1 tRNA gene and 2 rRNA genes are annotated in these 3395 nt (G+C 49.7%); all 3 read left to right on the top strand.

The window, feature by feature from the left end:
• Positions 1 to 48: 48 nt before the first annotated feature.
• A 16S ribosomal RNA gene (locus BLS46_RS09735) occupies positions 49 to 1595 on the top strand.
• A 51-nt stretch (positions 1596 to 1646) separates the two neighbouring features.
• A tRNA-Ala gene (locus BLS46_RS09730) sits at positions 1647 to 1719 on the top strand.
• Positions 1720 to 1840: 121 nt separating this feature from the next.
• A 23S ribosomal RNA gene (locus BLS46_RS09725) occupies positions 1841 to 3395 on the top strand; the annotation flags it as partial.

Here is a 3395-nt window from a genome sequence, read left to right as displayed (position 1 = left end):
AAAAAACAATAAATCTGTCAGTGACAGAAATGAGTGAGAACTCAAACTTTTAATGAGAGTTTGATCCTGGCTCAGGACGAACGCTGGCGGCGTGCCTAATACATGCAAGTAGAACGCTGAAGGAGGAGCTTGCTTCTCTGGATGAGTTGCGAACGGGTGAGTAACGCGTAGGTAACCTGCCTGGTAGCGGGGGATAACTATTGGAAACGATAGCTAATACCGCATAATATTGACTATTGCATGATAGTCAATTAAAAGGTGCAATTGCATCACTACCAGATGGACCTGCGTTGTATTAGCTAGTTGGTGAGGTAACGGCTCACCAAGGCGACGATACATAGCCGACCTGAGAGGGTGATCGGCCACACTGGGACTGAGACACGGCCCAGACTCCTACGGGAGGCAGCAGTAGGGAATCTTCGGCAATGGACGGAAGTCTGACCGAGCAACGCCGCGTGAGTGAAGAAGGTTTTCGGATCGTAAAGCTCTGTTGTAAGAGAAGAACGAGTGTGAGAGTGGAAAGTTCACACTGTGACGGTATCTTACCAGAAAGGGACGGCTAACTACGTGCCAGCAGCCGCGGTAATACGTAGGTCCCGAGCGTTGTCCGGATTTATTGGGCGTAAAGCGAGCGCAGGCGGTTAGATAAGTCTGAAGTTAAAGGCTGTGGCTTAACCATAGTACGCTTTGGAAACTGTTTAACTTGAGTGCAAGAGGGGAGAGTGGAATTCCATGTGTAGCGGTGAAATGCGTAGATATATGGAGGAACACCGGTGGCGAAAGCGGCTCTCTGGCTTGTAACTGACGCTGAGGCTCGAAAGCGTGGGGAGCAAACAGGATTAGATACCCTGGTAGTCCACGCCGTAAACGATGAGTGCTAGGTGTTAGACCCTTTCCGGGGTTTAGTGCCGTAGCTAACGCATTAAGCACTCCGCCTGGGGAGTACGACCGCAAGGTTGAAACTCAAAGGAATTGACGGGGGCCCGCACAAGCGGTGGAGCATGTGGTTTAATTCGAAGCAACGCGAAGAACCTTACCAGGTCTTGACATCCCTCTGACCGCTCTAGAGATAGAGTTTTCCTTCGGGACAGAGGTGACAGGTGGTGCATGGTTGTCGTCAGCTCGTGTCGTGAGATGTTGGGTTAAGTCCCGCAACGAGCGCAACCCCTATTGTTAGTTGCCATCATTTAGTTGGGCACTCTAGCGAGACTGCCGGTAATAAACCGGAGGAAGGTGGGGATGACGTCAAATCATCATGCCCCTTATGACCTGGGCTACACACGTGCTACAATGGCTGGTACAACGAGTCGCAAGCCGGTGACGGCAAGCTAATCTCTTAAAGCCAGTCTCAGTTCGGATTGTAGGCTGCAACTCGCCTACATGAAGTCGGAATCGCTAGTAATCGCGGATCAGCACGCCGCGGTGAATACGTTCCCGGGCCTTGTACACACCGCCCGTCACACCACGAGAGTTTGTAACACCCGAAGTCGGTGAGGTAACCTTTTAGGAGCCAGCCGCCTAAGGTGGGATAGATGATTGGGGTGAAGTCGTAACAAGGTAGCCGTATCGGAAGGTGCGGCTGGATCACCTCCTTTCTAAGGAAAAGGAACTGCACATTGGTCTTGTTTAGTCTTGAGAGGTCTTGTGGGGCCTTAGCTCAGCTGGGAGAGCGCCTGCTTTGCACGCAGGAGGTCAGCGGTTCGATCCCGCTAGGCTCCATTGGTGAGAGATCACCAAGTAATGCACATTGAAAATTGAATATCTATATCAAATAGTAACAAGAAAATAAACCGAAACGCTGTAGTATTAAAAGAGTTTATGACTGAAAGGTCAAAAATAAGGTTAAGTTAATAAGGGCGCACGGTGGATGCCTTGGCACTAGGAGCCGAAGAAGGACGTGACAAACGACGATATGCCTTGGGTAGCTGTAAGTAAGCGATGATCCAGGGATTTCCGAATGGGGGAACCCAACAGGTACTACCTGTTACCCATATCTGTTAAGGATGTGAGGAGGAAGACGCAGTGAACTGAAACATCTAAGTAGCTGCAGGAAGAGAAAGCAAAAGCGATTGCCTTAGTAGCGGCGAGCGAAACGGCAGGAGGGCAAACCGAAGAGTTTACTCTTCGGGGTTGTAGGACTGCAAAGTGGACTCAAAGATTATAGAAGAATGATTTGGGAAGATCAGCCAAAGAGAGTAATAGCCTCGTATTTAAAATAGTCTTTGTACCTAGCAGTATCCTGAGTACGGCGGGACACGCGAAATCCCGTCGGAATCTGGGAGGACCATCTCCCAACCCTAAATACTCCCTAGTGACCGATAGTGAACCAGTACCGTGAGGGAAAGGTGAAAAGCACCCCGGGAGGGGAGTGAAATAGAACCTGAAACCGTGTGCCTACAACAAGTTCGAGCCCGTTAATGGGTGAGAGCGTGCCTTTTGTAGAATGAACCGGCGAGTTACGATATGATGCGAGGTTAAGTTGAAGAGACGGAGCCGCAGGGAAACCGAGTCTGAATAGGGCGCATTAGTATCATGTCGTAGACCCGAAACCATGTGACCTACCCATGAGCAGGTTGAAGGTGCGGTAAGACGCACTGGAGGACCGAACCAGGGCACGTTGAAAAGTGCTTGGATGACTTGTGGGTAGCGGAGAAATTCCAAACGAACTTGGAGATAGCTGGTTCTCTCCGAAATAGCTTTAGGGCTAGCGTCGACATTAGAGATTCTTGGAGGTAGAGCACTGTTTGGGTGAGGGGTCCATCCCGGATTACCAATCTCAGATAAACTCCGAATGCCAAAGAATTATGGTCGGCAGTCAGACTGCGAGTGCTAAGATCCGTAGTCGAAAGGGAAACAGCCCAGACCACCAGCTAAGGTCCCAAAATAATTGTTAAGTGGAAAAGGATGTGGGGTTGCACAGACAACTAGGATGTTAGCTTAGAAGCAGCTATTCATTCAAAGAGTGCGTAATAGCTCACTAGTCGAGTGACCCTGCGCCGAAAATGTACCGGGGCTAAAACAATTTACCGAAGCTGTGGATACCTTTATAGGTATGGTAGGAGAGCGTTCTATGTGTGATGAAGGTGTACCGTGAGGAGTGCTGGAACGCATAGAAGTGAGAATGCCGGTATGAGTAGCGAAAGACAGGTGAGAATCCTGTCCACCGTAAGACTAAGGTTTCCAGGGGAAGGCTCGTCCGCCCTGGGTTAGTCGGGACCTAAGGAGAGACCGAAAGGTGTATCCGATGGACAACAGGTTGATATTCCTGTACTAGAGTATGTAGTGATGGAGGGACGCAGTAGGCTAACTAAAGCAGACGAATGGAAGTGTCTGTCTAAGCAGTGAGGTGTGAATTGAGTCAAATGCTTAATTCTATAACATTGAGCTGTGATGGG

Origin of the sequence: Streptococcus sp. NLAE-zl-C503, assembly GCF_900104285.1 — a bacterium.
Classification (GTDB): domain Bacteria; phylum Bacillota; class Bacilli; order Lactobacillales; family Streptococcaceae; genus Streptococcus.
This window is presented reverse-complemented; position numbering and strand designations above follow the sequence as displayed.